The organism is Skermanella aerolata KACC 11604, from assembly GCF_000936425.1.
Lineage (GTDB): Bacteria > Pseudomonadota > Alphaproteobacteria > Azospirillales > Azospirillaceae > Skermanella > Skermanella aerolata.
In genome coordinates this window covers 1-2756 of the sequence record NZ_AVFK01000131.1, presented here as the reverse complement: position 1 = coordinate 2756, position 2756 = coordinate 1, and the positions used below count along the sequence as shown (strand labels likewise).

Sequence of the window (2756 nt, the reverse complement as noted above, 5' to 3'; positions counted from 1 at the left end):
TCGGCCTGAACGAGCCCGGGGACGAGACGGTCAACCCGGCGGTGACACCCGAGGCGATCACCGCCCGCAGCGCCGCCACAGTGGCGGCGATGGATGCGGTGAGCGAGCAGCTCGACGACCCGGAACAGGCGGCGGCGGCCGAGGATCTGCTGCGCGACCTGCGGGTGCGCGCCACGCAGGCCGATCAGATGCGCCACGACGCCGCGACCGGCACTCAGCGCCGGGCAGCCCAGCTCGGCCTGCGCCTGACCGCGATCGAGGCGGCACGGGCGAAGCTGCTGGCCGAGCACACGGACGAGATCGACAGCGAGGCCATGAGCGCGCTGATCGCCGAGCTCGATCTCGAGGAGCAGCAGGTCAGGACCGCGCTCGGCGAGGGTTGACCGGTCTAGAGGCAGGGGAGCAGCATGCCGAACAATCAGCGGCAACCCATTCATGCCGGGTGCGTGCGGATCATGGTTCGCCTCGGTCGTAGACAGGTTGCCGGCGACTTCATGGCGCAGGCCTTGCCGGAGTGGCTGTTCGAACTCGAAAGGTCAGCCGGCCCGCCCCCGATCCGCGGCACTCAGGAGGGCGTCCTGATCGCGCGCACATTGGCTCTTGAGGGGCTTGATACGGGACAGTGGGCCATGGCCTGCCTTGCCTCCCTGTGGATCATCCTTTACTGCCCAGCACCGGCGGGAGCGGATCTTGCCGACCTGATGGCGCTGGCCGGTACCGGAGTGATCACCATCATCGCGAGTGCCGACGGCAGCACCTGGTATTGCGACATAAGTCAGATCGACGGAACGATGGGCCCTGCTGTTCATTGAACTGGGCAGGCGAGACTTCCTTCAACAGAATGACCGGTAGAAAACATGACAGAGCGGCCTATCAAGTCCCCGACCAGCGCCCGGCAGGGCACCCGGGAGGGCGTCGTCCGCTATGTGCTGATGATCTCGCTCGTCCTGGTCATCATTGCCTTTGTTCTGGCTTTCGTATTTTCCTGACCGCTCCCGCTGGCTGGCCGTGCAGACCAGGGCACCTGCTTCAGCCCGGCAGCTACGTCACCGGCTCGTTCTGATCGACTTCCCGATGTTCGATGGTGCGGCGTCCCTTCAGCAGGGCGATGTTGACGATCAGCCCGCATGACAGGCAGTGGCACTCCTCGAAATCCGAACCTGGATTGAGGTGCTCGACCCGCCAGTCGCCGCACTTGGGGCAGGGGGGCAGTTTCTTCATGCTGTCCGAGTTCCCTTCAGCTGACATTTGCTTGCAGACAAACACTCGATGTGACGGATGGATCCGACGCTGCCGTATAGTCAGGCATCTGAAACGCTGCCTGGGTGTGGCGCATAGACCCTGATAGCTCCCGGGCGAACCCGGAAGCGGGCCGGGGTGCTTTCCGTCAGCTCGCCATCGGTGTTGATGGTCCGACGCCGCTTTGTTCTGACCTCGACTTCGGTGCAGGCGAAAGCCCGGACATCGCGCCACTCGCCGTGCCGGCCCTGGCGAAACGCCGGATACAGCGCCAGCAGCTTCCACCAGTGATCGACTTCCAGGCTGTAGAGATGGAGCACACCATCGTCTGGTCTCGCTGATCCCTCGACGACCATGCCGCCACCGTAATGGCGCCCATTGCCCACCGCGATCTGCACGGTTCTGACCCGCTCGGTCACGCCATCATGGCTGATCTCGGCGGTGAACGGGCGCATGCGGGCGAGCAGCCTGAGGGCCGCGATGCCGTAGCCCAGCCTGCCCCAACGCTGCTTGGTTTCCGAGGTGATCTCGCGCGCCAGCTCGGCGCTGAGGCCGATGCTGGCGACATTCCAGAAGAGCCGGCCGTTGACTTCGCCGAGATCAAGGGTTCGGATCCGGCCGGCGGCAATGATCCGCGCCGCGCCGATCGGGTCCGGCGGGATCTCCAGGGTGCGGGCCAGATCGTTGGCCGTGCCCAGCGGCAGAATGCCGAGCGGCAGACCGGCTTCGACCAGTGCCGGCGCCGCCGCGTTCAGCGTGCCGTCACCGCCGCCGATGATCACGCAGTCAAGGGCGCCGGATTGCTGCCGGATGACCTGGGCCAGCTGGTCCGGCGCCGGGCAGGCTTCCTCCCGAACATCGATCCCGCCCTCGTCCAGCAGGGCGATGGTGTCGTCCAGCACCGTGCCGGCGGCACGGGCGTTGCGGTTGACCAGGAGCAGCGCCCGCCGGCGGGAGTTGGTCATATGTGCCCTTCCTGAAGTGTGGCCTGGTGGGATGAAACCTGTCCGGACAACAACCTGGATGGTCGCTGTCCTGTTCCAGGGCAAGGACCGCACCGCTGACCGAATGGCGCTCGTCGTCCTGACCACACGGATAGCCGCGGCGCATCCCGCAGCCCATGTTCTGCCCGTCTCCGCCGGCCCCAAGGTGCTGAACGCGATTTATGCCGGATGGTCCGGTAAGATGCTTGGGGGTATGTAGGGGTATCCTGGAACAGCAAGGCATGGTAGCGGGTGTGACCGATCTGGAAATCGAGGAAGCGATCCGGGAGGCGTGGGCAGTGCTGCACTCTGACGCGGCCGCATCATCGTCCGCGCGCCGGCTGGCGGCGGCGCTGCTGGCACTGACCGGAGGCACGTCGGCCCATCCGCACTGGGTCACTCCCGACGATCTGTGGCGCGACCGGCTGGTCGTTCTGGCTGACCAGGGCGCCTGGCTGGCTGCCTGGGGGCCTCGACCGGGCGAGCCGGATTGCCGGGTGCCGCGCGCCCTGCTGCCGGAATTCCAAACGCGGC

The 2756-nt window shown here is 66.4% G+C and carries 6 protein-coding genes and 1 pseudogene; 5 read left to right on the top strand and 2 right to left on the bottom strand.

What is annotated here, in order from left to right; all coding sequences use genetic code 11:
• The 3 genes from N826_RS44600 to N826_RS45865 form a co-directional block, all read left to right on the top strand.
• Positions 1–383 (top strand): hypothetical protein (locus N826_RS44600; RefSeq protein WP_044437873.1); only part of this gene is annotated, 383 nt, incomplete at its 5' end.
• Positions 384–407: 24 nt separating this feature from the next.
• Positions 408–812, top strand: a complete 405-nt coding sequence (locus N826_RS38615) for a hypothetical protein (RefSeq protein WP_044437872.1) — start codon at positions 408–410, stop codon at positions 810–812.
• Positions 813–857: 45 nt separating this feature from the next.
• Complete coding sequence (locus N826_RS45865; RefSeq protein WP_280178521.1) at positions 858–989, top strand: hypothetical protein; 132 nt, start codon at positions 858–860, stop codon at positions 987–989.
• A gap of 52 nt (positions 990–1041) precedes the next feature.
• Here N826_RS45865 and N826_RS38610 read toward each other — a convergent pair whose 3' ends face one another.
• Together N826_RS38610 and N826_RS38605 are read right to left on the bottom strand one after the other, a co-directional pair.
• Entirely contained in the window at positions 1042–1221 is a 180-nt protein-coding gene (locus N826_RS38610; protein ID WP_044437871.1) for a hypothetical protein, read from the bottom strand.
• Between the two features lie 80 nt (positions 1222–1301).
• Positions 1302–2204 (bottom strand): lipid kinase, encoded by a 903-nt coding sequence (locus tag N826_RS38605; RefSeq protein WP_044437870.1) that lies wholly within the window; start codon positions 2202–2204, stop codon positions 1302–1304.
• Positions 2205–2262: 58 nt separating this feature from the next.
• On the opposite strand from N826_RS38605, the gene N826_RS38600 reads away from it, so the two are divergent.
• The gene (locus N826_RS38600) at positions 2263–2442 is read left to right on the top strand and encodes a hypothetical protein (RefSeq protein ID WP_044437869.1); all 180 of its coding nucleotides are present in this window, start codon (positions 2263–2265) and stop codon (positions 2440–2442) included.
• A gap of 22 nt (positions 2443–2464) precedes the next feature.
• Positions 2465–2756, top strand: a pseudogene (locus tag N826_RS38595) (hypothetical protein); the annotation flags it as partial.